This window comes from Parageobacillus thermoglucosidasius, assembly GCF_001295365.1.
In the GTDB taxonomy this organism is placed as follows: Bacteria; Bacillota; Bacilli; order Bacillales; family Anoxybacillaceae; genus Parageobacillus; species Parageobacillus thermoglucosidasius.
Map to the genome: position 1 here is coordinate 659,428 of NZ_CP012712.1, position 26,483 is coordinate 685,910.

Here is a 26,483-nt window from a genome sequence, read left to right on the forward strand (position 1 = left end):
GATGTGTGGCAATTGGAGCGAGAGCAGATGAGAAAATACGCCTCAAGTCTTAGAGAAAAATAACGCCTCGGCTCATTATCGAAATAGGAAACGGTTGGTAAGATGGGGGCAGAAAGGAGGGAAAACGGTGAAAAAAATCGGATTGTTGATAATCGGTGCGGTTGCGGCGGTTACGCTGTTTGCCAACCTTGGTTCTCTCGCGGTTTTCGCAGTAAGCCTTGCCATTTTGTATTATGCTTGGAAACGATGGATGAAAGCGGACACAATGATGAAAAAACTGTTATGGATAGCGGTCGGAATCATCGCTTTTGCTGCTTCCGCTTCGAATGCGCCTGCGCTCATTGCGGTTGTCGCGGCGTATGTGTTGTATGTAGTTTATCAAAAATGGAATGAAACTAAACAGATGAAACCGAAAGAAAGCGATGACCCGTTTGCTCATTTTGAAAAGCAGTGGGCAGAGTTGGAAAGAAGCTTATAAAGGAGGAAAAAAGGGATGGCCGATTTATTAACGAGAATCAAAAATATCATTATGGCTGATTTGCATGAGATGATCGATCAAAAAGAAAAGCGAAATCCGATTGCTTTATTAAATGAATATTTGAGGCAATGCGAAAAGGAAGCAGAAAAGGTTCGCCATCTGCTTGAGCGGCAGCACCTATTGAAGGCAGAACTTGAGCGCGAATACAATCAGGCGAAAGAGCTTGCGGATAAGCGAAAGCATCAAGCGCAAATCGCTTCCCAAGCAGGGGAAAATGAACTATATGAATTTGCTGTTTTGGAACAGGCAAACTATGAAGAGAGAGCAGCACGGATACAAGAGTTGCTCCGGCAAGCAGCCGACGAGTTAGAACAGTTGGAAAGAAAATACGAAGAAATGAAGCATAAATTAAAAGATATGCACATCCGCCGCATGCAGCTGATGGGACGGGAGAATGTCGCACGCGCGCATTACCGGATGGACAAAGTGCTGCAAGCAGGGTGGAGCGATGTCGCTTATCCCCGTTTTTACGAAATGGAACAATATTTAGAACGCTTGGAACAAAACGTCAAAGCCAATTACTATGCAAGCACGATTGATGCACGCATCGCGCAATTGGAGAAGAAGCTGGAAACAGAAAAGAAAAATGCCATTTCATAGCGGAACCATGGTATTCTTAAAAGGGCGTATTACATATTAGCGCCCTTTTTTCACTAGCTGTATAATGGAGATGCGGCAATCGTTCGTAAAGGAGGGAGGAAAAGAGATGCTTCGTCAGCAAAAAACAGATCGCGTCGCTTGGTTTGCCATGATCGCCATCATTCTCTTTTTGGCAGAGCTGCTATTGTTTCGACATGGGGATGTTTTCTTCCTGCTTTTCGTGATTGGCTGTATGTATATAGGGAGAAAACGGATGCCAAAGCTGTCAGGCGTTGTTCTGTTTTGGTTCGGACTCATTAGTTTCGTCATTTCATTAGCTAGCATGGCGACATTTCGCATTTTGTTGTTTTTTATTTTAGTGTATATCATTTGGCAGTACATGCAGTCGAAAAAAGCTCCTGTACAGATACAGCCAGTCATGGTCGAGCGGAAGCATGGCGAATCCTCCCTCCTTGAGCGGAAACCGCGCTGGAAAAACCACTTTTTTAACAGCCAAAAAACGCCGGAACATGTTTATGAGTGGGAAGATATTAACATTCAAAACGGGATTTCCGATGTGGTGATTGATTTAAGTTATACGGTGCTTCCGAAAGGCGAAGCCGTCATTGTCATCCGCCATTTGATTGGAACCGTGCAAATTCTTGTGCCATATGAAGTGGAAGTGCGCCTGCACCATTCGGCGATCTATGGCTCCGCCATTGTTTTTGAGCGAAAAGAAGCGAATTTGTGGAACGAAACCGTTTGCTTTCAAACAAAAGGGTATGAGGAAGCGGAGCAAAAAGTAAAAATACTCACCTCGATGATTATCGGAACAATCGAGGTGAAGCATGTATGAATGCAGTGCAGCGTTATATGGTCACAGGAATTGGCTTTTCGTTGTTCGTTTTCATCATTACTGCCGTGCCCCTATTTATCACATATCCGTTACCGAACTGGTCTTTATTATGGGAAAAGGAAATCATGGGTGTTCCGTTTCTTTTATTTATGGCAGGGACTAGCATAGCGGCTGGGGCAGTGTTTGGCATTGTGTTCGGGTTTTTTTGGCAAAAACAATGGCGTATGGTGATGGATGCGCTGCGCCAGCTTGAATATGGCCAGCCTGTTTCCTCTTTGGATCCTCCAAAGCTGAAAGAAGCGGCGGCGATGGTAGCGCACATTCAAAAAATTCAAAAGCAGATGGCAGAACAAGTGAAATTGTCGCAACGGCTCGCCAATGAAAAGGCGGAAGAGCAGGAAAAGCGGATTCAGGACATCATTTCCCAAGAGCGGCACCGGCTCGCGCGCGAGCTTCATGATTCGGTCAGCCAGCAGCTGTTTGCCGCCTCGATGCTTATTTCCGCCATCAATGAAACAAAAACGTTTTCCGATGAGCGCGAGGAAAAGCAGTTTCGTTTAATTGAAGAAATGATTCACCAATCACAATTGGAAATGCGGGCGTTATTGCTTCACCTTCGCCCGGTCGCCCTCAAAGGCAAATCGCTTAAAGAAGGAATTCAAGAGTTATTGATGGAACTAAGGCAAAAAGTGCCGCTGCATATTGAGTGGAAAGTGGAAGACATTCCGCTTGATAAAGGGGTGGAAGACCATTTATTTCGCATCTTGCAAGAGTCGATTTCCAATACGCTTCGTCATGCAAAGGCGACAAAATTGGAAGTATTGCTAGTGAAACGGGACCAACTCGTCATTTTGCGCGTATCGGATGATGGCGTTGGTTTTCATGTCGACCAAGTGAAAGCAGGGTCGTACGGTTTACAAAATATGCATGAGCGCGCGTTGGAGATCGGCGGAACGCTGCAAATCGTCAGTGTGCCGAATCAAGGAACGCGGTTAGAGGTGAAAGTGCCGATGATAGAGGAGGGAGGAAAATCATGATCCGTGTCTTATTGGCCGATGATCATGAAATGGTGAGAATCGGTGTTTCGGCGTTTTTGGCGTCACAGCCGGATATGGAAGTGGTGGGAGAAGCCGATAGCGGCAAACGCGCTGTAGAGCTGGCGCTTGAGCTGCGCCCGGATATTATTTTAATGGATTTAGTGATGCCGGAGATGGACGGAATTGAAGCGACAAAACAGATTATCGCCCAGTGGCCGGAAGCGAAAATTATCGTTGTAACGAGCTTTTTAGATGACGAGAAAGTGTATCCGGCTCTGGAAGCCGGGGCAACAAGCTATATGCTCAAGACATCGAAAGCGAACGAAATTGCCAACGCGATCCGTGCCACATTTTACGGCCAATCCGTGTTGGAACCGGAAGTGACGAATAAAGTAATGGCAAAAATGAAACAAAAGAAAGAACTCCTTCCTCACGAAGAATTGACAAACCGGGAGATGGAAGTGCTTTTGTTAATGGCGCAGGGCAAAACGAATCAAGAAATCGCTGATGAGCTGTTTATTGCGGTGAAAACAGTGAAAGTCCACGTCAGCAACATCTTAAGCAAATTAGGAGTGCAAGACCGGACACAAGCGGTAATTTATGCATTTAAGCATTCATTAGTCAAATAGCTTAAATGAGGTTTTAGACATTTGCCAAAACCTAATTTGCCATCGTCTACGCAGGTTGCCTTAAGGCAACCTCTTGTTATATATTGGCGTTGCAAGACGCGTCATGCGAAGAAGAATTTAAGCTTACGCTTGAAAAACACTGCTGCTGGGAGGACAGGATATAGGTTAAGAAAGAAAAAATCAACAAATTTTTTGTGAATATTTTATGAATACATTGCTCAACATTTCACAAATTAGACAAACTAAAATCTTCGTTAGCTATTTATAATAAGGGATGTATAGATGGGAATATTTCCATCTTCTATTTTTTAACATCATTTGTGAAACATTTCACAATCAGGAGGGAGAATGCGTATGGCTGTGGAGGAGAGAGTCGTCGATAAAAAAATCGAAGTAGCAAAAATGATTGATGAGCTTGTCGCTAATGCACAGAAAGCGTTGGAACAAATTCGCGCTTACGATCAAGAAACGATCGATCATATCGTGAAAGAAATGGCGTTAGCCGGGCTCGACAAGCATATGGCATTAGCCAAGCTTGCAGTAGAAGAAACAAAACGCGGTGTATATGAAGATAAAATCATAAAAAACCTTTTTGCGACAGAATATATATACCACAATATTAAGTATGATAAAACAGTCGGGATTATTCATGAAAATCCGCATGAAGAAATTATCGAAATTGCTGAGCCTGTTGGTGTTATTGCTGGGATTACGCCAGTGACAAACCCGACATCGACAACGATGTTTAAAGCGTTAATCTCGATAAAAACACGCAACCCGATTATTTTCGCTTTCCATCCATCGGCGCAACGATGCAGCAGCGAAGCGGCAAGAGTGCTGCGCGATGCGGCGGTCCGGGCAGGGGCTCCAGAACATTGCATTCAATGGATTGAAACTCCTTCGCTTGATGCAACCAATCAGCTTATGCACCATCCTGGCGTTTCTCTCATTTTGGCAACTGGTGGCGCCGGCATGGTGAAAGCAGCGTACAGCTCTGGAAAACCAGCTTTGGGCGTCGGACCTGGCAATGTGCCTTGCTATATTGAAAAAACGGCAAACATAAAACGGGCGGTAAATGACTTAATTTTATCGAAAACGTTTGATAACGGCATGATTTGCGCTTCTGAACAAGCAGTCATTATTGATAAAGAAATTTATGAACAAGTAAAGAAAGAAATGATAGAAAACCATTGTTATTTCTTAAATGAAGAAGAAAAGAAAAAAGTAGAAAAACTCGTTATCAATGAAAATACATGCGCCGTCAACCCGGATATCGTCGGAAAGCCAGCTTATGAAATTGCGAAAATGGCCGGCATCGCTGTGCCGGAAGACACAAAAATTCTTGTTGCTGAGTTAAAAGGGGTCGGGCCAAAATATCCGTTGTCTCGGGAAAAATTAAGCCCTGTCCTTGCTTGCTATAAAGTTAACAGCACGGAAGAAGGATTTAAGCGCTGTGAAGAAATGCTGGAATTTGGCGGCTTGGGACATTCGGCTGTCATCCATTCCGATAATCAAAACGTGGTTACCGAATTTGGCAAACGGATGAAAGCGGGACGGATTATCGTTAATGCGCCATCTTCGCAAGGAGCAATCGGCGATATTTACAATGCGTACATTCCGTCATTAACGCTGGGATGCGGCACATTTGGCGGAAACTCTGTTTCGACAAACGTCAGTGCGATTCATCTTATCAATATAAAAAGAATGGCAAAAAGGACGGTAAATATGCAATGGTTTAAAGTGCCGCCGAAAATTTATTTCGAAAAAAATGCTGTACAATACTTAGCGAAAATGCCGGATATTTCCAGAGCTTTTATCGTCACCGACCCGGGAATGGTCAAGCTCGGATATGTCGATAAAGTGCTGTATTACTTGCGCAGACGCCCGGATTATGTGCATAGTGAAATTTTCTCCGAAGTAGAGCCAGATCCTTCAATTGAGACGGTAATGAAAGGTGTCGATATGATGAGAAGTTTCGAGCCGGATGTGATTATCGCGCTTGGAGGCGGCTCGCCAATGGATGCGGCAAAAGCGATGTGGCTCTTTTACGAGCATCCGACAGCGGATTTCAACGCATTAAAACAAAAATTTTTAGATATTCGAAAACGCGTTTATAAATATCCAAAACTGGGCCAAAAAGCGAAATTTGTCGCCATTCCGACGACATCAGGAACAGGATCGGAAGTAACGTCCTTTGCCGTCATTACCGATAAAAAAACGAATATAAAATATCCGTTGGCAGATTATGAATTGACACCGGACGTCGCGATTGTGGATCCGCAATTTGTCATGACCGTGCCAAAACATGTCACCGCCGATACGGGAATGGATGTATTGACACATGCGATCGAAGCGTATGTCTCCAATATGGCAAATGATTATACCGATGGTCTTGCCATGAAAGCAATCCAACTCGTATTTGAATATTTGCCGCGGGCATATCAAAACGGAGCGGATGAGCTTGCCCGGGAGAAAATGCATAACGCCTCTACGATTGCGGGAATGGCATTTGCCAACGCGTTTTTAGGCATTAACCATAGTTTGGCTCATAAACTTGGCGCGGAATTCCATATTCCGCATGGGCGCGCGAATACCATTTTGATGCCGCATGTCATTCGCTATAACGCAGCGAAACCGAAAAAATTTACCGCATTTCCGAAATACGAATATTTCAAAGCGGACCAGCGCTATGCAGAAATTGCGAGAATGCTCGGCTTGCCGGCCCGCACAACGGAAGAAGGGGTCGAAAGCCTCGTTCAGGCGATCATTAAGCTGGCAAAACAGTTGGATATGCCGCTGAGCATTGAAGCATGCGGCGTCAGCAAACAAGAATTTGAAAGCAAAGTTGAAAAATTAGCCGAATTGGCTTTCGAAGACCAATGTACTACTGCTAACCCGAAACTCCCGCTTGTTAGCGATTTAGTTCATATTTATCGCCAAGCGTTTAAAGGAGTTTAAAAATAAAAACCACTCCCCCAAAGAAAGAGGATGGCTCACCTGCTGCTCATGAGCACAGCGAGCCATCCTTTTTCCATGTGTAAAAAACTTTCATCTGAGAAAAGAGATTATTACGCAAGAGATACTGTATCTTCTGTTCCGTTAAGAATTCGCTGTGCCATTTGTACGCTTTCTTCCGAAGGAGGCTCGATTCCTTCCAAAGGGTATTTTAATCCAAGCGCTTTCCATTTGTATACTCCTAATTTATGGTATGGGAGAATTTCAATTTTTTTCACATTCTTTAATGTGCGAATAAAAGCGGCGAGACGGCGCAAGTCATTCGGGTCGTCTGTGATGGTTGGAACGAGAACATGCCGGATCCAAACAGGAACGTTTTTTTCGGATAAAAACTGAGCAAATTGTAAAATATGTTTATTGGTTTTTCCTGTCAGTTTCCGGTGTTTTTTCTCATCGATATGTTTTAAATCAAGCAAAATTAAATCGGTATAGGAAAGTAATTCATTTAATTTTTGCTGGAACGATGCTTCCGTCGTGTAGCATCCTCCCGATGAATCGATCGCGGTATGAATGCCCAGTTTTTTGCATGCTTTAAATAATTCAATTAAAAAATCGATTTGTAACAAAGGCTCTCCGCCGCTGACGGTAATTCCGCCATTGGAAGCGTTGATAAACGGCAAGTATGTTTTCACGTCATCGATGATTTCTTCCACAGTCATTTCTTTTCCTTTTCCAATTTCCCACGTATCGGCGTTATGGCAATATTGGCAGCGCAGCACACAGCCTTGTGTAAAGATGACATAGCGAAGGCCCGGCCCGTCGACGGTGCCGCATGATTCGATGGAATGAATAAATCCTTTCATACGCCTGTTCTCCTTCCTAAGAGAAATATACCCCCCTCTTAAGAAGGAGGGGGGAGATTATTACATCGTTTCGTGGAACGTGCGGTTAATGACATCGATTTGTTGTTCGCGCGTTAATTTTATGAAGTTGACGGCATATCCAGAAACGCGAATCGTTAATTGCGGATATTTTTCTGGATGTTCCATCGCATCTAACAATGTTTCGCGGTTCAACACGTTAATGTTGAGATGATGCCCGCCTTTTTCCATGTATCCGTCTAAAACGGCGACAAGGTTGCGGACACGGTCTCCTTCCTCTTTTCCTAACGCTTTCGGCACGATCGAGAACGTATTCGAAATGCCATCTAATGCATGTTCATATGGTAATTTCGCGACAGAGCTTAGCGAAGCGAGCGCTCCTTTCGTGTCACGGCCGTGCAACGGGTTTGCTCCTGGGGCAAACGGTTCGCCAGCGCGGCGGCCATCTGGTGTATTTCCGGTCTTTTTCCCGTATACAACGTTAGACGTAATTGTTAAAATAGATAGCGTATGTTTCGAATCGCGATATGTTTTATGTTTTTTCAATTTCGTCATAAAACGTTCGACTAAATCAACGGCAATTTGGTCGACGCGATCATCGTTATTTCCGTATTTCGGGAAGTCGCCTTCCATTTCAAAATCAACAGCAATGCCGTTTTCATCGCGGATCGGTTTGACTTTTGCATATTTGATCGCGCTTAACGAATCGACGACAACTGACAATCCGGCAATGCCAGTGGCCATTGTGCGTAAAACGTGAGTATCGTGAAGCGCCATTTCAATGCGTTCATAACAATATTTGTCGTGCATGTAATGGATGACATTCAGTGTGTTAATATAAAGTTCGGCAAGCCATTCAAGCACTTGATCGAATTTATGCATCACTTCATCATAATTTAAATATTCGGAGGTAATCGGCGCAAATTCAGGGCCAACTTGGATTTTCAATTTTTCATCGACGCCGCCGTTAATCGCATATAACAATGCTTTGGCGAGGTTGGCGCGCGCTCCGAAAAATTGCATTTGTTTGCCGATTCGCATCGCTGATACGCAGCAAGCAATTCCGTAATCATCGCCAAATTCGACGCGCATTAAGTCGTCATTTTCATATTGAATCGAGCTTGTTTTGATCGACATTTTCGCGCAATACTCTTTGAATGCTTCCGGCAATTGTTTCGACCAAAGTACTGTTAAGTTTGGCTCTGGCGCAGGTCCTAAGTTATCTAACGTATGAAGGAAACGGAACGAGTTCTTTGTCACTAACGGACGGCCATCAATGGCAATTCCGCCGATCGATTCGGTAACCCATGTCGGGTCTCCGCTAAACAGTTCGTTATATTCCGGCGTTCTGGCAAATTTGACAAGGCGCAATTTCATCACAAAATGGTCGACAAGTTCTTGCGCTTCTTTTTCCGTTAATGTGCCTTCTGCAAAGTCGCGCTCGATATAAATATCCAAGAAGGTGGAAACGCGCCCTAAGCTCATCGCCGCGCCGTTTTGTTCTTTAATAGCAGCAAGATAAGCGAAATAGAGCCATTGGAATGCTTCATGTGCGTTCCGTGCCGGTTTGGAAATATCATATCCATAGCTTAACGCCATTTGTTTTAACTCGTTTAATGCGCGAATTTGCTCTGAAATTTCTTCGCGAAGACGGATAATGTCTTCGGTCATCGTTCTTGCGCCAGTGTTTTTCAAATCTTTTTGTTTTTCTTCGATCAAACGATCGACACCGTATAACGCGACGCGACGATAGTCGCCGATGATACGGCCGCGTCCGTACGCATCAGGAAGGCCGGTGATGATTCCTGCTTTGCGCGCTAATCTCATCTCGTCGGTGTAAACGTCAAACACACCTTGGTTGTGTGTTTTCCGGTATTCCGTAAAGATTTTTTTCACTTCGTCGCTTACTTTGTAACCGTATGCTTCGCATGATTGTTGCGCCATGCGAATGCCGCCAAACGGCATTAATGCACGCTTAAACGGTTTATCTGTTTGAAAACCTACGATTTTTTCCAAGTCTTTGTTTAAATAACCTGGTCCGTGGGAAGTGATGGTCGAAACAATCGATGTGTCCATATCAAGGACGCCGCCTTTTTCGCGTTCTTGTTTCGACAATTCCATCACTTGTTCCCATAGTTTTTTCGTTGCTTCTGTAGGCCCTTCTAGGAATGATTCATCCCCGTAGTAAACGGTTACATTGTTTAAAATAAAATCACGGACGTCAATCGATTTTTTCCATTTTGACCCTTTAAAATTGCGCCAAGGGTCCAATACAACAGTGGCTTGTTTCATAACAGTTTCCCTCCCATGCATCTGTTTATATAACAGATTTGTAAAAATGTATATAACAGCTTTCATCTATACAATACTACGTTTTTTCATCATTAGATCTATCCATTATTGAATAATTTGTGAAATGTTGAACAATATGAATTAGATGATGATAAAAATATATAACAGATTAAGAAGAAGAAATGGCAAGCCAAAGAAGGAGGGAAAAAATAAAAATCTCCATCCTGAAAAAGGGATGGAGCGGTTGTTTTGCTAACTTGTTTTTTTATCAGAAGCGTAAGAATGACGCTTATGCAAGCCTTTTGCATAATAGACGACAACGAGCAAGATGAGCCAAGCTGGCCCGATAATGAGCGCGATTCGTGTATCTTTGAAGTAGCCCATTAAAATCGCCACTAAGATCAGGAAGGCAAGAGAAATATATGAACTGTAAGGATAAAGCGGCATTTTATATGTTAATTGTTGCCGTTTCTCCGGGCTTAAGCGTTTGCGGAACTGCAATTGCGAAAGCAAAATAATCGCCCATGTCCAAATGGCGCCGAATGTGGCGATGCTCGTTACCCATTGGAAAGCTTTTTCGGAAACGTAGTTTAAATAAACGCCGACTAACATTGCCAATGCCGTGACGATAAGGGCGACGCCTGGAATTCCGCGCTTGGTCAGTTTAGCGAAGGAAGGCGGCGCTTCCTTTTGTTCGGCCAGGTTAAAGAGCATGCGGCTTGTGCTGAAAATTCCGCTATTGCATGAAGACAAAGCGGCCGTTAAAACAACGAAGTTGATGATTCCCGCCGCAGCGTGAATGCCGATTTTTTCAAACGTCAGCACAAACGGGCTTCCTTTTTCCCCGATTTCGTTCCAAGGGTAAATGGACATGATGACAAACAATGCGCCGACGTAGAAAATTAAAATGCGCCAAAATACGCTATTAATCGCCTTGGTAAGCGATTTTTCCGGATTTTTCACTTCTCCGGCCGTAACGCCAAGCATTTCAATTCCTAAATAGGCGAACATCACCATTTGCAAAGACATTAACACACCGGTAATGCCATTTGGGAAAAAGCCGCCATGTTTCCAAAGATTGCTGATGCCGGTGGCGACTCCGCCATTGCCGATGCCAAACAAAATCATGCCAAAGCCGACGATAATCATAAATACAATAGTGACGATTTTTATAAGGGCGAACCAAAATTCTAATTCCCCGTATGCTTTGACGGCGAGGAAATTAATCAATGTCATTAAGATTAAAGCAGCTAACGCCCATATCCATCTTGGCGTATCCGGAAACCAAAATTGCATATAAATGCCGGCGGCTGTTATTTCCGCGATACAAGTAACGACCCATAAAAACCAATAGTTCCAACCGGTTAAATAACCGGCAAGCGGTCCTAAATAATTGTGCGCATAGCGGCTGAATGAACCGGCCACCGGGTGTTCCACGGCCATCTCTCCAAGCGCGCGCATAATAAAGAAGATGACGATGCCGCTTACCGCGTATGCCAGCAAAATTGCCGGTCCCGCCAGTTTGATGGCATTGGCCGAGCCGAGAAATAAGCCGACTCCGATCGCCGCGCCAAGGGACATAAGAGAGATATGTCTTTCCTCTAATCCACGGTGCAGTTGTTGCTGATGTTTGGGGGGTTGCATTGTCATTCCTCCTGCTGATTAAAATAATGGATGGTTTATTAAAAGCGTTTACATAATTATAATAGTACATTTTATATCAGAAATGAAATAATATTTAATGTTTTTACATTATTTACTTTTGCCTGCATGGCGGAAATTTTGTACAATGAGATTCGTTCTGGCGGCAGCAGGAATATAGAGAAAAGTGAAGGTGATGACAATGAACGAACAAGAAGCAAAAGCGTTCATTGAACAGCTGCAAAAAGAAGGATTATTAACGGAAGAGACGCGGCTTATTTGGGAAATGATTTTACCGGAACGGTTAAAACGAATGTATGACATACTCCAACAGCGGACTCGCTATGTTACGGTGTTGACGGAAGCGGTCGATGACCCGCATAACCAAGCGGCTGTTTTGCGCACAGCGGAGGCGTTTGGCGTGCAGGATGTGTATGTTGTGGCAGGAAGAGCGCCGTTCCAGCCGAATCCGCTCGTGACGCGGCATGCCGATAAATGGCTGACGCTCCGGCAGCAACCGGATATTGTAACGGCGATTCAAGATTTACAAGCAAAAGGCTACCGAGTTTACGCTAGCTATCTCGGCGAAGGAACGATCCGCCTTTGCGACATTGATGTGTCGCAGCCGACGGCGCTTCTGTTTGGCAACGAGCATAGCGGCGTGTCGCAAGAGGCGATCCGTGTCGCCGATGCGACGTTTATGATTCCGATGTACGGGTTTGTCCAGAGTTTTAATATATCGGTAGCGGCGGCGCTGGCGTTGTATGATGTTACCGAGAGGGCGCGCCGGCAGGCAGGCGAGCGCTACTATTTATCATTTCAAGAGAAGAAGGAACTATATGAAAAATGGATGTGGCAAACGTTAAATCCGCGCACTCGCGAACGGATGAAGGCGCGGCTCGGCCGCTCTTTTTAGCCTTCCCTATGTTATGGGGAAGGCTTATTTTCTTGAAAGGGCTGTTATTGGCTAATTTTCATTTTTTAGTCATAATCGTGAATGTTTATTGAAAAAATATTGAACTATTTGTGACAAATCTATTTCGAATTTATGAATTTTTGTTTTTGTCAGTTTCAACTATTTTCACTTTTGATATGGTAAAAATAAATGCTGTCAAAAGGAGGAAGCGTGCTGATGAAGCATGGAAAGCAGCGGGGACGGAAATGGTTTTCATGGCTTCCCCTGTCGTTGTTGCTTCTTTTAAGCGGTTGTAGCGAAAATATAGTGGTATTGAATCCGAAAGGGCCTGTCGCGAAAGAGCAGTATGACTTAATTATGTGGTCGATTGGCTTCATGTTATTCATTATTGTTGTCGTTTTTGCATTGTTTGCGGCTGTGCTCATCCGATACCGCGAAAAGCCGGAAAATGCCGATTATGAGCCGCCGGATGAAGAAGGGAATACGCTGCTGGAAATCGTATGGACGGCGATTCCGGTTATCATTGTCGCCGCATTGGCAATTCCAACGGTGAAGTCGACATTTGCGCTTGAAAAGCCGCCGCGTCATGACGTCAAGCCATTGACGATTCATGTTACGTCGGCAAACTGGAAATGGATTTTCAGCTACCCGGAGCAAAATATTGAAACGGTGAATTATGTCAATATTCCAGAAGATGTTCCAGTAAAGTTTAAACTGACATCTGCTGGACCGATGAACTCGTTTTGGGTGCCGGAGTTAGGCGGACAAAAGTATGCGATGGACGGTATGGAAACGCAGTTGATTTTGCAAGCCGACCATCCGGGTTCGTACATGGGGCGAAGCGCGAACTTCTCCGGAAAACAATTTGCCCATATGGAATTTGAGGTCGTCGCGCAAACGCAAGATGAATTCGACAAATGGGTTAAAGAGGTGCAACAAACGGCGCCAAAGCTCAATAAAGAAAAATACGGCGAAATTTTAAAACCAGGGTTAGTCGGACGGATGACGTTTTCGAATACGCATCTTGAATGGGTAGACCATGCGAAACAAAACAGCCACCATGGGGATGATGAAAAACGCAATGACCGCCATGGGGACATGGAAAGCGATCATTATGAGCATTAATGGCGGGAAAGGAGGAACCGTATATGAAATGGAGCGAGTTTTTCGTCACTGGTGAGCCGCTCATTTATGCGGCGGATGTCGCGATTGTGCTGACCATTATCGGCATTGTTTTTGTGTTGACATATTTTAAAAAATGGAAATGGCTTTGGGACGAGTGGTTAACGACGGTAGACCATAAAAAAATTGGAATCATGTACATTATTTGCGCTGTGCTCATGTTGTTCCGCGGCGGCGTGGACGCGCTGTTGATGCGGGCGCAGCTGACGGTGCCGAACATGAAATTTCTCGACGCGCAGCATTACAACGAAATTTTTACCACGCACGGTACGATTATGATTTTATTTATGGCGATGCCGTTTCTGATCGGGTTAATGAACATTGTCGTGCCTCTGCAAATCGGGGCGCGCGATGTTGCGTTTCCTTACTTAAATGCGCTAAGCTTCTGGCTTTTTTTCTTCGGCGCACTGCTGTTTAATATTTCGTTTGTTATCGGCGGTTCCCCGGATGCCGGCTGGACGGCGTATTTCCCGCTTGCTAGCAATGAATTTAGCCCGGGCGTCGGAAACAACTATTACGCGGTCGCCTTGCAAATTTCCGGGATTGGCACGCTGATGACCGGAATAAACTTTTTGGTAACGATTTTAAAAATGCGGGCGCCAGGCATGACGCTGATGCGCATGCCGATGTTTACATGGACGGTTTTAATAACAAGCGTGCTGATTATTTTCGCGTTTCCAGTGTTTACGGTCGCATTGGCGCTAATGACATTTGACCGCTTGTTTGGCACGCAATTTTTCTCGATGGCAAACGGCGGCATGTCCATGCTTTGGGCGAATTTGTTCTGGATTTGGGGACATCCGGAAGTGTATATCGTCATTTTGCCGTCTTTTGGGATTTTCTCCGAAATTGTCAGCACATTTGCCCGCAAACGCTTATTTGGCTATAAAGCGATGGTCGGATCGATCGTTGGTATCGCCTTTTTGAGCTTTATCGTCTGGGTGCACCACTTCTTTACGATGGGCGCCGGCCCGGCGGTGAACTCGTTTTTCTCGATAACAACGATGGCGATTGCGATTCCGACCGGAGTGAAAGTGTTCAACTGGCTATTTACGCTCCGCAAAGGGAAAATCCGTTTAACGACGGCGATGCTTTGGTCGCTGGCGTTTATTCCAAACTTCGTCATCGGCGGGGTGACTGGCGTCATGCTCGCGATGGCAGCGGCGGATTACCAATATCATAACAGTTATTTCTTAATTGCCCATTTCCATTACGTGTTAATTGCCGGCACGGTGTTTGCTTGTTTTGCCGGGGTTCATTACTGGTATCCGAAAATGTTCGGCCATCTGTTAAACGAACATTTAGGAAAATGGGCGTTCTGGCTCTTTATGATCGGATTTAACATCTGCTTCTTCCCGATGTATTTCTTAGGATTAATGGGAATGACGCGGCGCATGTACACATACGCTGCTGGGCTTGGTTGGACGCCGCTCAACGTTGTCGCGACAATTGGTGCCGTATTAATGGGAATCGGCTTTATCGTGTTTTGCTATAACATTTATTACAGCGCGCGTTACGGAGAGCGCGACATGACCGGGGACCCGTGGGACGGCCGCACGTTAGAGTGGGCGACAGCTTCGCCGCCGGCGCATTACAATTTCCCAGTTGTGCCGGAAGTAACGGATTTGGACGCTTATTGGGCCATGAAGAAAAATGGCAGCGGGTATGAAGTAAAAGAAGAACAGCTGGAACCGATTCATATGCCAAGCAACTCTGGCCGCCCATTCTTGATTTCCATCGCGTTTTTCTTCGCGGGATTTGGTCTTGTCTTTAAATGGTTTACGCTGGCGATTATCGCTGCGATCTTCATTATTCTTGGGCTGATTCTCCGCTCGTTTGATGATGATGACGGCTATTATATTAGCGTCGACGAAATAAAACGCACGGAACGTTTGGCACGGAAGGGGGCGTAACAGATGGCAGAAGCAGCTCACCGCTATGATGAAACGATGCCGCTCGAGTATCGGACGCAAGAAAGCCGTTTAAATATTTTAGGATTTTGGATTTTCCTTGGCGCCGAGGTCGCGCTGTTTGCGACCTTGTTCGCCACATATCTTGTATTGTTCCAACGTACGGGAAGCGGCCCTACGGCGAAAGAACTGTTTGAAGTAAAAGACGTGTTGATCGAGACATTGCTTCTTTTGACAAGCAGCTTTACATGCGGGCTCGCCGTTTTTGAAATGCGCCGCAACCGCTTTAGCGGTTTATTAACATGGTTGCTGGTGACGCTTCTTTTAGGCGCGGGATTTATTACATTTGAAATTCGCGAATTTATTCATTACGTGCATGAAGGCGCGACAATGCAAACGAGCGCATTTTTGTCCAGCTTTTTCGTTCTTGTTGGAACGCACGGAGCGCACGTCAGCCTTGGAATCGGCTGGATGATTTTAATTATTATCCAGATTTTGCAGCGTGGCTTGACGCCAAGAACTGCCCGCAAAGTGTTTATTGTCAGCTTGTACTGGCATTTTCTTGACGTTGTTTGGATTTTCATCTTTACACTAGTTTATTTGACTGGGATGGTGATCTAGGATGGGTGCTAACCATCACCATGAAACATTTCCTTGGAAACATATCGTCGGATTTATTTTCTCGCTTTTATTAACATTCGCGGCGCTGTGGGTCGCGCTGTCTTCCGGATTATCGACAGGAGCGATCATTGGCATTATTGTTATTTTGGCGGTAATTCAAGCAAGCTTGCAGCTATTTATGTTTATGCACATGACGGAGAGTGACAGCGGCAAAATTCAAACGATCAATATGGCATATAGCTTTTTTATCGCGGTCGTCGTTGTTGTCGGTTCGATTTGGACGATGTCATTCGTGTTGTAAGAAAGATCGCTGGCTCCTTTCTTACGCGGAGGAGCCAGCTTTTTATTGTATTGGCGGCAATATTATGCGATGATGGGATGTATTCTATTACATTTGCCGTCAAGTTACATAAATTTGTGTGAAATAATTTAATCAAACTCGTTGGCGGCGGAAACGGATGAAATCCCAACGGAATTGGGGCAAAGGAAACGGCAAAAACCTTGTTCAGTGGCCGAAACCCGCTGGATGAAAGCAATGTTGCAATCCGAATGAATAAATGTCGATATATGGAATATTTTGTTGAAATAATTAGAAAAGTAAAAATTGTTATTGTTAAAATAATAGTTTTTCGTTAGAATGGAAAGCAAGACAGTAAAGAAAGGAGAGAAACCGTTTTGGTATTCGTTTCTGTCGCGGCATATATGATTGGCATGCTGTTAATAGGGTATTGGGCTTATAAGCGGACATCGAACCTTTCTGAATATATGCTTGGGGGAAGGACGCTAGGTCCTGCTGTTACGGCGCTTAGCGCGGGCGCTTCCGATATGAGCGGATGGCTGTTGATGGGGCTTCCGGGAGCGATGTATGCACAAGGATTAAGCGCGTCATGGATTGTTATTGGGCTGACGCTCGGAGCGTATGCGAACTGGCTATATGTTGCGCCTCGTTTGCGCGTGTATACAGAAGTAGCAAACGATTCCATAACAATTCCAGAATTTTTGGAAAATAGATTTGGTGATACGTCGAAGCTGCTCCGGTTGATTTCCGGTTTTGTAATTATGATTTTCTTTACATTTTATGTATCTTCTGGTCTTGTATCCGGAGCCGTGCTGTTTCAGAACTCGTTTGGCATAAGTTATCATGCAGGATTATGGATTGTCGCCGGCGTTGTTGTTGCGTATACATTGTTTGGAGGCTTTTTGGCCGTTAGTTGGACCGATTTTGTGCAAGGGACGATCATGTTTCTCGCTTTGCTTCTCGTTCCGGCCGTCACGCTTTTCCATACGGGCGGAGTAGGGGATACGGTGGCAACGATTCGGAGCATCGATCCGAATTTATTAGATTTATGGAAAGGAACAAGTTTTCTTGGCATTATTTCTTTATTTGCGTGGGGGCTCGGTTATTTCGGGCAGCCGCATATTATCGTCCGTTTTATGGCGATTTCTTCTGTCAAAGAGATGAAAAGCGCCCGCCGCATTGGAATGGGGTGGATGGTTTTTTCAGTGGCTGGCGCCATGTTAACAGGGCTGTTTGGGATCGCTTACTTTTCACAGCGCGGCGCTAAGCTGGATGATCCGGAAACGGTATTTATTCAACTTGGGGAAATTTTATTCCATCCGCTCATCACCGGCTTTTTGCTTTCGGCGATTTTAGCAGCGATTATGAGCACGATTTCTTCGCAGCTGCTTGTGACGTCCAGTTCGTTGACGGAAGATTTATATAAAATATTATTTCGCCGTTCCGCTTCGGATAAAGAATTGGTTTTTGTCGGCCGCCTTGCCGTGTTCATCGTGGCGTTAGTGGCATCCGCGCTGGCATATACGAAAAATGATACGATTTTAAATTTAGTCGGTTATGCGTGGGCGGGATTTGGTGCTTCGTTCGGCCCGGTTATTTTATTGAGTCTGTTCTGGCGGCGCATGACAAAATGGGGGGCGTTTGCCGGCATGGTTGCGGGAGCGGCGACCGTGATTCTTTGGACGCAATCGCAATATTTGAAAAACTTGCTGTATGAGATGATTCCAGGCTTTGCCGCAAGCTTGCTCGCCATTGTTGTCGTTAGCTTATTGACAAAAGCGCCGGAAGAAAAAATTATCGAGCAGTTTGATAAATTTAAGCAGGCTTTACAATAAGGGAAAACCCTTCTCAAGACGAGAAGGGTTTTCGATTTCTTCCGTATTTATGATTGAGCTCCTTTCATTTTTTCACTAGATTTATTCCATTTGAATATCTTGTTTAAAAATTCGTAAATCCGTTTGGATTCTTTCGTTAACAGCGGGCCGATGATCGCTAATATCAACACATATAACGCAGCAAAAGGTTTCAGATTAGCCGATAAACCGCCAGCAATCCCAAGGTTTGCCATAATGATGGAAAATTCTCCTCTTGAAACAATGGTTAATCCGATATTAGAGGAGGCTTTATGGGACAATCCTGCTCTTCTGCCTGCGACCATACCTGCTATAAAATTACCGACTATCGTTAATATAACCGCTCCTATTGCGAGCCAGACAGCTTCGCCTAACGAAAAAGGATCAATACTTAATCCAAAGCTGAAAAAGAAAATGGCTCCGAAGAAATCGCGAAAAGGAACGACAAGGCGCTCGATTCGATCACTATGTTCTGTTTCAGAAAGGACGAGGCCTAATAGCAACGCACCGATTGCTTCTGCGACATGAATCGTTTCGGAAAACCCAGCTACGAAGAACAGAAGGGCAAATACAACAATGACAAACGTTTCGTCGGAGGAAATATTCAGCAATTTATTAATCAAAGGTGTAGCTTTTCTTGCCAAAACAAAGAAAAACAGCATATAGCCTAAAGCAATGGCAACGGATAACAATGTTCCTCCGAGCGAAGTAGAGCCGCCCAATATTAATCCTGAAACAATCGATAAGTAAACGGCCAAGAAAATGTCTTCAAACATAATAATCCCTAATATTAATTCGGTTTCAGGGTTAGCTGTTCTTCGCAAATCGACTAATACTTTGGCCACAATCGCGCTCGATGAAATCGTAATCACGCCAGCAATCACTAAAATCTCAAGGAAAGGAAATCCCATAATATAACCATATAACAGACCAAGGCTAAAATTAATGAGGATATAAATGGAGCCTCCGACGACAATGGAGCGGCCAGACCTGATCAGTTTCCCGATGGAAAATTCCAGACCAAGGTAGAATAATAAAAACAATACGCCGATACGTCCGAAAAACGCGATAATCTCTGAACTCTCAATGAATGTGAGATCGATAATTCCAAATTGAGGGGCATGAGGACCTACGGCCATTCCTAGCAAGATTAAGAAGGGGATAATGGAGAAGTTTAATCTTCCAGCCAATACTGCTGCAATAGCAACTAAAATCAAAGCGACACCGACTTCAAAAACCAAATGATTTGTCATCAGATGTTACGACCCCCTTCCAGCCAATAGTTCTTTGACCATGTTTTTAACTTGCGTACGCTCACCTGAGACGATAAGTGTATCCCCCTCTTCAATGATATTTTCAGGCCCAGGAGTGTGGATGATTTGATGGTTTTTCTTGACAATCGCGATAATATTAACGTCGAAAGATTGACGGACATTTAATTGGCCAATGGATTGATTTGCCGCTTTAGCCCCCTGTTCCACTTTAAACCATTCAATGACCAGCTCATCAAACACAATTTCAATGTTCTCCAATGCCTTCGGCTTATATGTCATACCGCCAATAATCGCTGCGATTTGTCTCGCTTCAGTGTCATCGAAAACGGCATTGGCCACATAATCTTCATAATTATCTTGTTCAAAATAATAAAGATCTCTCCGGCCATTATCATGAATGATAATCACCATTTTGTCCTTATTTTTCGTAAATACTTCAAATTTTTTCCCAACTCCAGGAAGTTCGCTTTCTCGAATATTCATTTTCTTATCCTCCCTTTTTATTGAAATTTATAGAATAAGAATGTACAAACTCCAGCGTTATGTATATACTTTCTCACATATTTATCATGAACAGCGGCCAAAGTTAGCTTCACAAACAAGCGTGAACAGATTGGCGCCTTAATATACGTAAAAATGCATATAAAAGTTTCAATTTTTCGGGAAAAATTTATTCAATAAAAATAGCTATAGTAGAGATGTCATTTTTTGTTTTACTAGGACAAGATGGTTGGATAGGGATATAAGCTTATGCACTAAAAGCAACGCTTGAAGAAATAGTTGATAATAAGAACAGCGCCGAATCTCATCAGCAAAGAAAAAGTTCACTGGGAGAGTGAACTTTTTCTTTGAAAATGTTTCCGCTTCTTCACACCATCATCGAATTCATTTAGTAAAACAGCATATGCCATTATCCATAAAAAAGCAGACAACACCCTGCCCTCGGATCCATCGTAAAGCCGGCTATTGCGGCTCCTAGCGGCACCCGGCCGCAGCAATGGTTTTTCCTTTAAGCACCGCGGCATAATGAAGCGGTGCAATACTTCTCCAAGAAACACGGTTAGCAAGGTTCCATTTTTTATAAAAGGGTGATCATACTTTTCATTGTACGTAATTCCATGTGTTGTCCCTTATTTCCAATCTGGATATAAATCCGTGCGGCGGTCGCGCCATGTTGTCACAGCGCCTTTTTCGCGCACTTTATACAACAGCGACAAGTCAAGGTCGGCGGTGACCACCATGTCGTCGTTGATTTCCCCTTCGACTAAAATGCCGCGCGGCGGGAACGGAATATCGTTTGGCGTGATGACCGCTGCTTGGCCGAAGTTGGCGCGCATGAAGTCGACGGTCGGCAGCGAACCAACCGTGCCTGTCGTGACGACATACACTTGGTTTTCGACGGCGCGCGCATGGCAACAATAACGAACGCGGTGGAATCCATGGCGGTCATCGGTGCATGACGGGCAAAAAATGACGTCTGCCCCTTTGGCGCGCACGATGCGGACGATTTCCGGAAACTCAATGTCATAGCACGTCAACAGCGCGATCGTTCCTTTTTCCGTTTCGAACACACCGACGCTTTCCCCTGGAGCAATGCCCCATTCTTTTACTTCCGTCGGGGTGATATGCAGCTTTGCTTGTTGGTGAATTTGCCCGTCTGGCGTAAATAAATGAGCGGCATTATATAATTTTCCGTTTTTGCGAATGACATGGGTGCCGCCAATTAAGTACATGCCCGTTTGCTTTGCTAATGAAGTGAATAGCTCGTAATACGGTTCTGTATAATTCGGCAAGTCATCGATGGTTGCGGATTTTCCCGAATCGCCCGGAATTGATAACAGCTGGGTTGTTATGAATTCGGGAAATAGGACGAATTCTGCTTCGAACTCTTGTGCGGTTTTGACGTAATGGGTGACTTGGTCGGCAAACTGCTGGAACGAATCAATGGTATGAAGATGGTATTGAACGGCAGATACTCTCAATCGCTTCACACATCCTTCTTTCATAGTCGTTTTGCCTTTTATATTATCATGTTTATTGCGTCATGCAAAGAAAATAGGCAGGGAATGTCCCCTGCCTTATTGTTGTGTGGATAGGCGGTACGCGGCATGGTTTGTCGGTCCGACGTATTTGTTGAGCGGGAAGGAATGGCGGATGGCCTCCGTAATGAACGCTTTTGCTGTTGCGATCGCTTCTTTTACCGGTTTTCCTTTTGCAAGTTCCGCGGTGATCGCAGCCGAGAACGTGCAGCCTGCGCCATGTGTATATGTTGTCTCAATGCGGTCGGATTCTAACAGTTCGAACGTTTTTCCGTCGTATAGGATGTCAACCGCTTTTTCATGCGGAATTTTGCGGCCGCCTTTAACAATCACATATTTTGCGCCAAGCTCATGGATTCTTCCTGCCGCTTCCTTCATGTCTTCTACCGTTTGGATCCGGCTCAGCCCGCTTAATTGCGCCGCTTCAAATAAGTTTGGTGTCACCACTGTCGCTTTCGGCACGAGCACTTCGCGATAGCATACGGTATTTTCCGGATGAAGCGGTTCGTCAGCCCCCTTGCATACCATCACTGGGTCGATGACGACATTGGTCAATTGATGTTTTTCAATTGTTTTTGCGACAAGTTCGATAATATCTGTCGTCGGAAGCATGCCGGTTTTCATGGCGTGAACCCCAACGCCGACGATAATCGTTTCGAGCTGCGCTTCGATCGTGGCGAGATCGACCGGAAATACTTGATGGAACCAGTTGTTGTGCGGATCCATCGCGACGATGGTGGTTATGGCTGTCATTCCATATACGCCAAGTTCTTGGAACGTTTTTAAGTCGGCTTGCAGTCCGGCGCCGCCGCTGCTGTCGGACCCAGCGATTGTTAATGCTTTATAAATCGTCATAAATCCATTCCTCCTTAAAGTGATAAAAATTATGTATGTATTATTTCATCATAGCACAAATAAATTGGATAAGGTAGCAAGTAATTTTGGCTAAGGCGGATCATGGAAGTGATACGCAAAAACGCAATACCGGTACTGCGCATCATGCGCAGTACCGGTATTGGCTTAGTTCGATGTCAATTGTTTTCCTAGTGCTTCTTCGACCGGGACATAGTTGTATCCAAGGTCGCGTGCGACCGCTTCGTAAGTGATTTCGCCGTTGGCGACATTGACGCCGAGCTTTAGCGCCGGGTTGTCCGAAATTGCTTGCTGGACGCCTTTGTTGGCGATTTGCAAGGCGTATGGAATCGTTACGTTGGTTAACGCGAGCGTTGATGTTCTTGGCACTGCCCCAGGCATGTTGGCGACTGCGTAATGAACGACACCGTGTTTGACATATGTCGGGTTATCGTGTGTCGTGACATGGTCGCTTGTCTCGACAATGCCGCCTTGGTCAATCGCGACATCGACAATGACAGAACCTGGTTTCATCGCTTTGACCATTTCTTCTGTCACAAGTTTAGGCGCTTTGGCGCCAGGAATTAAAACGGCACCGATCACAAGATCGGACTCTGCGACCGCTTGAGCGATGTTCATTGGATTGGACATTAATGTCGTAATTTGATGGCCGAAAATGTCGTCCAGCTCGCGCAGGCGGTCTGCGCTTAAATCGATGATCGTTACGTCTGCGCCTAACCCGACTGCGACTTTGGCCGCGTTCGTTCCGACGGTACCTCCGCCGATGATCGTCACTTTGCCGCGGCTCACTCCTGGAACGCCGCCGAGAAGTATTCCTTTTCCGCCTTTTGGTTTTTCTAAAAATTGCGCGCCGATTTGTGCTGCCATGCGTCCTGCAACTTCGCTCATCGGCGTGAGAAGCGGAAGCGTGCGGCCGACTTGCACGGTTTCGTACGCGATGGCGATCACGCCTTTTTCTTTCAGCGCGCGCGCCAGTTCCGGCTCTGCGGCAAGGTGCAAGTAGGTGAATAAAATGAGCCCTGGACGGAAATAGCCGTATTCGCTTGGCAACGGCTCTTTTACTTTCATGATCATATCCGCTTTTTCCCATACGTCTTGCGCTTGATCGATGATTTGCGCGCCAGCATTTGCATAATCTTCATTTGTGAAACCGCTTCCAATTCCTGCGTCTTTTTCCACTAAAACTGTATGCCCTGCTTGAACGAATGACATCACGCCCGCCGGAGTGATGGCGACACGGTTTTCGTTATTTTTTATTTCTTTTGGTATACCAATAATCATCAATGAAATCCTCCTTTGTACTGTAAGCTTAATTATAGTATAAACAGTTATCGTGATTTTTTCTTTGTTCGGAAGAAAAAAAGAAGCGCTATCATTTTGTGGATTTCCACAAATCAATGTAGCGCTTCGTATTTGGCAAGTTTAATATCGATATATAGTTTTACCTTTTGATTGATATCATGCAAGTCAATTTCGCCAATTTCGGCAATGCGTTTCAGCCGATAAGCGAGCGTGTTTGGATGAATGTTTAACGCTTCCGCCGTTTCATTGACGTTGCAGTCGCGGTCGAAAAACGTTTCAAACGTTTCGACTAAATCGGTATGGTGTTTTTCGTCATATGATTGCAATTTACGCAAAGCCGAATTGCCAAATTCCCCTTGTTGTGTTTTCTGCAACAATAGATCAAAAAATTGGTAAATGCCTAATTGTTCATATCCATGAACACGGTTGAGTTGCGCCGGAAATTTTTCTTTCATTTTCAGTACCGTTAAAGCTTGTTTGTAGCTTTTTTCAATGCATGTATATGTTTCGTATATGCCGCCGAAGCCGCTTTGAATGCTGCTTATGTGGAACCGCTCTTTCATTTTCGTCGCGAACGATTCGATAAAGCAAGTAAATTCTTTCAGCGGCTGATTCGTCGTTTTCGGCGCCGCTAATAAAATGACGTCGCTCTGGTCTGTCGTATAGAGAAGGAGTTGGATTTGCTGGGTTGTTTGCAGCGAATAAGAAATTTGTTTTTCAATTTCTTTTGTAATTTCGTTGGCGAAACGGAAAATGATGACAGAAAACAACGGAGCGGTTGGGATTTGCATCGCTTTGAAGCTTTCTTTAATTTCTTCCTCTGTCGCCATGTGCCCTGTTAGCAGCTTCCAAAAAAATTCTTGCACTCGTTCTTCTTTCTTGTTTTTTCGCATATGCAGCTGTAATACTTTATTTTTCGCCGCTTTTGCCGCTTTTTTCAGCAATTCCATATCCTCTTTCGATAGCGCCCGGTCTGTTTCCAGCGCCCAAATGAATCCAATCACTTCGTCATTTTTCCAAATCGAGACAGCGACACGGCTGCCGAGGCCGACTTCGGAAATGGAGGCGACGCGGACAGGTTCGCGACTGCTTAAAAGAGCGGGGATCGCCCCTTGCTTCCATAAACTGTTGATCACTTTTTCCGGTACGCGACGGCTGATAATCGTCGCGGTCCGCGCCGGGTCGGTATAGTCGTCGTGGGCGCTGTAGGCGATGAGGCGATGGTTAGCGTCTTCAATCGTTATCGGGCATTGCAAAAGGTCGCTGATGCGGTCGGCGAATTCTTCGAGGCTGTCGAAATCGCCACGGAAAGGGTCATCGTAATGTGTCATGTTTGTCCCTCATTTCGTCACATGAAATGGATGGGAAGGCATTTAAGCAGTCGTTTGTTTTTATTGTAGCGGTTAATGAAAAATTTGTGAATGAAACGGTTTTTGCAGAGGAGGGCGCAAAGGGCAGGAAATTTTGCTGCATTGGTCGAATTACAGGGGCGTATTAGTCGCCAAGATGGCGGCGAACGTTCGGTTCCATCGCTTTAACACGTTTGGGAGATCCAGAAAATAGGGGGAGAAATCGATATGAAACAATTGGAAATAGCTGTTATTCCCGGGGACGGAATCGGCAAAGAAGTCGTGCCGGCTGCTTTAGACGTGCTGCGCACGATCGCCGAGGTGCACGGCGGTCTGCAATTTACGTTTGTCGAGTTTCCTTGGAGCTGTGATTACTATGTTGAGCATGGAAAAATGATGCCAGATGACGGTTTGCAAACGTTACAAGGATTTGCAGCGATTTTTTTGGGAGCTGTCGGGAACCCGAAATTAGTGCCGGATCATATTTCGCTTTGGGGATTGCTATTAAAAATTCGCCGCGAGTTCGAACAGGTGATTAACATCCGCCCGGCGAAATTTTTCCGCGGGCTGCCGTCACCGCTGGCGAATCCGAACGATTTTGACTTCATCGTCGTCCGCGAAAACAGTGAAGGGGAATATAGCGAAATCGGCGGGAGGATTCATCGGGGCGACGACGAAATTGCCATCCAAAACGCGGTGTTTACCCGCAAAGGAACAGAGCGGGTGATGCGCTATGCGTTCGAATTGGCGAAAAAACGGAAAGGGCATGTGACGAGTGCTACGAAATCAAACGGCATTTTCCATACGATGCCGTTTTGGGATGAGGTCTTCGCACAAGTTAAGGAAGATTATCCGGAAGTTCAAACAGACTCGTATCACATCGATGCGCTTGCTGCGTTTTTTGTAACAAAACCGCATTTATTTGATGTTGTCGTCGCCAGCAATTTATTCGGCGACATTCTTACCGACTTGGGCGGAGCCATTATGGGCAGCATCGGCATTGCCCCGGCGGCGAACATCAATTTGAACGGAAAGTATCCGTCAATGTTTGAGCCTGTCCATGGTTCCGCTCCGGATATTTACGGGAAAGGCATCGCCAACCCGATCGGTCAAATTTGGACGGCAAAACTGATGCTTGACCATTTTGGCGAAGACGAATTAGGAAGCGTGTTATTAAAAACGATTGAAGATGTGACGGCAGACGGCATAAAAACTCCGGACATCGGCGGGAAAGCGACTACCCGTGAAGTGACGGACGAGATTTGCTGCCGCTTAAGACAATTGGCATAGACGAATATGTGAAATAATCATGAACTTTATGTCGTTATTCTTTGACAAATCTCTCATTTCCATTTACCCTGATAATGCGGAATTGCGGCTGCGGATGCAGGCAGGACTTAAGACGGGCGGATCGCGGCGTTTTAGGTCTTTTTTGTTCGGTGGATGAAGTTGAAAAAG

At 45.1% G+C, this 26,483-nt stretch carries 22 protein-coding genes; 13 read left to right on the plus strand and 9 right to left on the minus strand.

Annotated elements, in window-relative coordinates:
- The first annotated feature begins 127 nt into the window (after positions 1-127).
- From AOT13_RS03300 to adhE, 6 genes are all read left to right on the plus strand, one after another.
- Positions 128-478 (plus strand): lmo0954 family membrane protein, encoded by a 351-nt coding sequence (locus AOT13_RS03300; RefSeq protein WP_013401892.1) that lies wholly within the window; start codon positions 128-130, stop codon positions 476-478.
- A 15-nt stretch (positions 479-493) separates the two neighbouring features.
- Entirely contained in the window at positions 494-1,138 is a 645-nt protein-coding gene (locus AOT13_RS03305; protein ID WP_042384350.1) for a PspA/IM30 family protein, read from the plus strand.
- 106 nt (positions 1,139-1,244) lie between these two features.
- Positions 1,245-1,973, plus strand: a complete 729-nt coding sequence (gene liaF / locus AOT13_RS03310; protein WP_042384348.1) for a cell wall-active antibiotics response protein LiaF — start codon at positions 1,245-1,247, stop codon at positions 1,971-1,973.
- Complete coding sequence (locus AOT13_RS03315) at positions 1,970-3,010, plus strand: sensor histidine kinase (RefSeq protein WP_042384341.1); 1,041 nt, start codon at positions 1,970-1,972, stop codon at positions 3,008-3,010. The genes liaF and AOT13_RS03315 overlap by 4 nt, the downstream gene beginning before the upstream one ends.
- On the plus strand, positions 3,007-3,639 hold the full coding sequence (locus AOT13_RS03320; protein WP_003253797.1) for a response regulator transcription factor: 633 nt from the start codon (positions 3,007-3,009) through the stop codon (positions 3,637-3,639). Before AOT13_RS03315 ends, AOT13_RS03320 begins: the two co-directional genes overlap by 4 nt.
- A gap of 354 nt (positions 3,640-3,993) precedes the next feature.
- Positions 3,994-6,597 carry a bifunctional acetaldehyde-CoA/alcohol dehydrogenase gene (gene adhE, locus AOT13_RS03325; protein WP_042384339.1) on the plus strand — a complete coding sequence of 868 codons (2,604 nt, stop codon included), beginning with the start codon at positions 3,994-3,996 and terminating at the stop codon, positions 6,595-6,597.
- Positions 6,598-6,707: 110 nt separating this feature from the next.
- Here adhE and pflA read toward each other — a convergent pair whose 3' ends face one another.
- The 3 genes from pflA to AOT13_RS03340 form a co-directional block, all read right to left on the minus strand.
- A complete protein-coding gene (pflA, locus tag AOT13_RS03330) occupies positions 6,708-7,457 on the minus strand; it encodes a pyruvate formate-lyase-activating protein (protein ID WP_013401887.1) in 750 nt (249 codons plus the stop codon).
- 60 nt (positions 7,458-7,517) lie between these two features.
- Positions 7,518-9,767, minus strand: coding sequence for a formate C-acetyltransferase (pflB, locus tag AOT13_RS03335; RefSeq protein WP_013401886.1), 2,250 nt, complete (start codon positions 9,765-9,767; stop codon positions 7,518-7,520).
- Positions 9,768-10,019: 252 nt separating this feature from the next.
- On the minus strand, positions 10,020-11,411 hold the full coding sequence (locus AOT13_RS03340; RefSeq protein WP_003253788.1) for an amino acid permease: 1,392 nt from the start codon (positions 11,409-11,411) through the stop codon (positions 10,020-10,022).
- Between the two features lie 199 nt (positions 11,412-11,610).
- On the opposite strand from AOT13_RS03340, the gene AOT13_RS03345 reads away from it, so the two are divergent.
- From AOT13_RS03345 to putP, 6 genes are all read left to right on the plus strand, one after another.
- Entirely contained in the window at positions 11,611-12,324 is a 714-nt protein-coding gene (locus AOT13_RS03345; protein WP_003253786.1) for a TrmH family RNA methyltransferase, read from the plus strand.
- A 216-nt stretch (positions 12,325-12,540) separates the two neighbouring features.
- Complete coding sequence (gene qoxA, locus AOT13_RS03350) at positions 12,541-13,449, plus strand: cytochrome aa3 quinol oxidase subunit II (RefSeq protein ID WP_003253785.1); 909 nt, start codon at positions 12,541-12,543, stop codon at positions 13,447-13,449.
- Between the two features lie 23 nt (positions 13,450-13,472).
- A complete protein-coding gene (gene qoxB, locus AOT13_RS03355) occupies positions 13,473-15,419 on the plus strand; it encodes a cytochrome aa3 quinol oxidase subunit I (protein WP_003253784.1) in 1,947 nt (648 codons plus the stop codon).
- Positions 15,420-15,422: 3 nt separating this feature from the next.
- On the plus strand, positions 15,423-16,037 hold the full coding sequence (gene qoxC / locus AOT13_RS03360; RefSeq protein ID WP_003253783.1) for a cytochrome aa3 quinol oxidase subunit III: 615 nt from the start codon (positions 15,423-15,425) through the stop codon (positions 16,035-16,037).
- Between the two features lies 1 nt (position 16,038).
- A complete protein-coding gene (gene qoxD / locus AOT13_RS03365) occupies positions 16,039-16,338 on the plus strand; it encodes a cytochrome aa3 quinol oxidase subunit IV (RefSeq protein ID WP_003253782.1) in 300 nt (99 codons plus the stop codon).
- 374 nt (positions 16,339-16,712) lie between these two features.
- Positions 16,713-18,170, plus strand: a complete 1,458-nt coding sequence (gene putP, locus AOT13_RS03370; RefSeq protein ID WP_042384335.1) for a sodium/proline symporter PutP — start codon at positions 16,713-16,715, stop codon at positions 18,168-18,170.
- 47 nt (positions 18,171-18,217) lie between these two features.
- On the opposite strand, the gene AOT13_RS03375 is transcribed toward putP, so the two are convergent.
- The 6 genes from AOT13_RS03375 to AOT13_RS03400 all read right to left on the minus strand — a co-directional run bounded on the left by AOT13_RS03375 (position 18,218) and on the right by AOT13_RS03400 (position 25,007).
- Positions 18,218-19,441 carry a cation:proton antiporter gene (locus AOT13_RS03375; RefSeq protein ID WP_003253780.1) on the minus strand — a complete coding sequence of 408 codons (1,224 nt, stop codon included), beginning with the start codon at positions 19,439-19,441 and terminating at the stop codon, positions 18,218-18,220.
- A gap of 6 nt (positions 19,442-19,447) precedes the next feature.
- Entirely contained in the window at positions 19,448-19,945 is a 498-nt protein-coding gene (locus AOT13_RS03380) for a cation:proton antiporter regulatory subunit (RefSeq protein WP_003253779.1), read from the minus strand.
- 647 nt (positions 19,946-20,592) lie between these two features.
- Positions 20,593-21,468 carry a carbon-nitrogen hydrolase family protein gene (locus AOT13_RS03385; protein WP_013401882.1) on the minus strand — a complete coding sequence of 292 codons (876 nt, stop codon included), beginning with the start codon at positions 21,466-21,468 and terminating at the stop codon, positions 20,593-20,595.
- 72 nt (positions 21,469-21,540) lie between these two features.
- Entirely contained in the window at positions 21,541-22,356 is an 816-nt protein-coding gene (gene pdxK / locus AOT13_RS03390) for a pyridoxine/pyridoxal/pyridoxamine kinase (RefSeq protein ID WP_013877694.1), read from the minus strand.
- Between the two features lie 165 nt (positions 22,357-22,521).
- On the minus strand, positions 22,522-23,655 hold the full coding sequence (gene ald, locus AOT13_RS03395) for an alanine dehydrogenase (protein ID WP_013401880.1): 1,134 nt from the start codon (positions 23,653-23,655) through the stop codon (positions 22,522-22,524).
- 113 nt (positions 23,656-23,768) lie between these two features.
- Positions 23,769-25,007: a PucR family transcriptional regulator gene (locus AOT13_RS03400; protein ID WP_003253775.1), complete on the minus strand. Its 1,239-nt coding sequence runs from the start codon at positions 25,005-25,007 to the stop codon at positions 23,769-23,771.
- Positions 25,008-25,247: 240 nt separating this feature from the next.
- On the opposite strand from AOT13_RS03400, the gene AOT13_RS03405 reads away from it, so the two are divergent.
- Positions 25,248-26,315 (plus strand): tartrate dehydrogenase, encoded by a 1,068-nt coding sequence (locus tag AOT13_RS03405; RefSeq protein ID WP_097948915.1) that lies wholly within the window; start codon positions 25,248-25,250, stop codon positions 26,313-26,315.
- Positions 26,316-26,483 lie beyond the last annotated feature (168 nt).

Coding starts and splice junctions, on each gene's coding strand:
- AOT13_RS03305 (WP_042384350.1), top strand. CDS start 494: ATGGCCGATTTATTAACGAGAATCAAAAATATCATTATGGCTGATTTG.
- liaF (WP_042384348.1), top strand. CDS start 1,245: ATGCTTCGTCAGCAAAAAACAGATCGCGTCGCTTGGTTTGCCATGATC.
- AOT13_RS03315 (WP_042384341.1), top strand. CDS start 1,970: ATGAATGCAGTGCAGCGTTATATGGTCACAGGAATTGGCTTTTCGTTG.
- AOT13_RS03320 (WP_003253797.1), top strand. CDS start 3,007: ATGATCCGTGTCTTATTGGCCGATGATCATGAAATGGTGAGAATCGGT.
- adhE (WP_042384339.1), top strand. CDS start 3,994: ATGGCTGTGGAGGAGAGAGTCGTCGATAAAAAAATCGAAGTAGCAAAA.
- pflA (WP_013401887.1), bottom strand. CDS start 7,457: ATGAAAGGATTTATTCATTCCATCGAATCATGCGGCACCGTCGACGGG.
- pflB (WP_013401886.1), bottom strand. CDS start 9,767: ATGAAACAAGCCACTGTTGTATTGGACCCTTGGCGCAATTTTAAAGGG.
- AOT13_RS03340 (WP_003253788.1), bottom strand. CDS start 11,411: ATGCAACCCCCCAAACATCAGCAACAACTGCACCGTGGATTAGAGGAA.
- AOT13_RS03345 (WP_003253786.1), top strand. CDS start 11,611: ATGAACGAACAAGAAGCAAAAGCGTTCATTGAACAGCTGCAAAAAGAA.
- qoxA (WP_003253785.1), top strand. CDS start 12,541: ATGAAGCATGGAAAGCAGCGGGGACGGAAATGGTTTTCATGGCTTCCC.
- qoxB (WP_003253784.1), top strand. CDS start 13,473: ATGAAATGGAGCGAGTTTTTCGTCACTGGTGAGCCGCTCATTTATGCG.
- qoxC (WP_003253783.1), top strand. CDS start 15,423: ATGGCAGAAGCAGCTCACCGCTATGATGAAACGATGCCGCTCGAGTAT.
- qoxD (WP_003253782.1), top strand. CDS start 16,039: ATGGGTGCTAACCATCACCATGAAACATTTCCTTGGAAACATATCGTC.
- AOT13_RS03375 (WP_003253780.1), bottom strand. CDS start 19,441: ATGACAAATCATTTGGTTTTTGAAGTCGGTGTCGCTTTGATTTTAGTT.
- AOT13_RS03380 (WP_003253779.1), bottom strand. CDS start 19,945: ATGAATATTCGAGAAAGCGAACTTCCTGGAGTTGGGAAAAAATTTGAA.
- AOT13_RS03385 (WP_013401882.1), bottom strand. CDS start 21,468: ATGAAAGAAGGATGTGTGAAGCGATTGAGAGTATCTGCCGTTCAATAC.
- pdxK (WP_013877694.1), bottom strand. CDS start 22,356: ATGACGATTTATAAAGCATTAACAATCGCTGGGTCCGACAGCAGCGGC.
- ald (WP_013401880.1), bottom strand. CDS start 23,655: ATGATTATTGGTATACCAAAAGAAATAAAAAATAACGAAAACCGTGTC.
- AOT13_RS03400 (WP_003253775.1), bottom strand. CDS start 25,007: ATGACACATTACGATGACCCTTTCCGTGGCGATTTCGACAGCCTCGAA.